A 1,230-nucleotide genomic window follows, 5' to 3' on the forward strand; every position below is an offset into this window, starting at 1 on the left:
CACCAGGCCGCACCGGGCCGCGCCGGACCAGCTCCGCCCGCCCGGCCCGCAGCCGTACGAACCGACTTGTGAGGAACCACACGTGCAAAGCCGTGAGACGCGCCGCATCGCAGACAGCATCGCCGACCTGGTCGGCTCGACCCCGCTGATCCGCCTCCGCTTCGACGACTCGGCCCCGGGCGGCGAGGTGCTCGCCAAGCTGGAGGCCGCCAACCCGATGTCCACCAGCAAGGACCGGGCGGCCCTCTACATGCTGCGCGCCGCCGAGGACCGCGGCGACCTGATGCGCGGCAACGGAACCGTCATCGAGGCCACCTCGGGCAACACCGGCATCTCCCTGGCCGCCCTCTCCGCGGCCCGCGGATACCGCTGCGTCATCGTGCTGCCCGACAGCGCCACCGCCGAACGGGTCGCCCTGCTCAAGGCGCTGGGCGCCGAGGTCGTGCAGACCCCCCGCGACGCCGGCTACCCCGGCGCGATCGCCAAGGCCCAGGAGCTGCACGCGGCGACCCCCGGGTCCTGGTTCGCCTGCCAGCACGAGAACGCCGACAACGTCCGCGCCCACTACGAGACCACCGGCCCCGAGATCTGGGCCGACACGGCGGGCCGGATCGACGTACTGGTCTGCGGCGTCGGCACCGGCGGCACCCTCAGCGGCACGGCCAAGTACCTCAAGGAGCAGGACCCGCGGATCCGCGTCGTCGCGGTCGAGCCGGAGAACTCCCCGGTCCTCACCCAGGGCCAGGGCGGCCTCCACCGCATCCCGGGCCTCAACGGCGGCTTCGTCGCCCCCACCACCGACGTCGCGCTGATCGACAACGTCGTGACCGTCTCGGACGAGGACGCCATGGCCACCGCCCGCTCCCTCGCCCGCCGGCAGGGCGTCTTCGTCGGCGTCTCCTCCGGCGCCGTCGCCCACGCCTGCGCCCGGCTGGCCGCCCACCCGGACTACATCGGCGCCACCATCGTCACCATCCTGCCCGACACCGGCGAGCGCTACCTCAGCCTGTGGAACGAGACCCCCGCGCCCGCCGCCCGGCAGTCCGCCCCGGCCCCCGCGCCGGCGGCCGCTCCCGCGCCGACCCCCGCCACCGCGCCGGCGGCCGCTCCCGCCCAGGTACTGGCCACGAAGTCCTGACGCCTCCCGCCCGTCCCCCCACCCCCCGAAGGAACCCGGCGTGAATTTCCGTCAGCTCCATCCAGAACATCAAGCTGCGGCTCGGCATCGGA

Annotated in this window: 1 protein-coding gene; it reads left to right on the forward strand. The window is 74.3% G+C overall.

The window, feature by feature from the left end; all coding sequences use genetic code 11:
- Positions 1–82: 82 nt before the first annotated feature.
- Positions 83–1,138 carry a cysteine synthase family protein gene (locus tag SSNG_RS32050; protein ID WP_007268100.1) on the forward strand — a complete coding sequence of 352 codons (1,056 nt, stop codon included), beginning with the start codon at positions 83–85 and terminating at the stop codon, positions 1,136–1,138.
- Positions 1,139–1,230: the final 92 nt, after the last annotated feature.

Source organism: Streptomyces sp. C (assembly GCF_000158895.1).
Taxonomy (GTDB): Bacteria; Actinomycetota; Actinomycetes; order Streptomycetales; family Streptomycetaceae; genus Streptomyces; species Streptomyces racemochromogenes.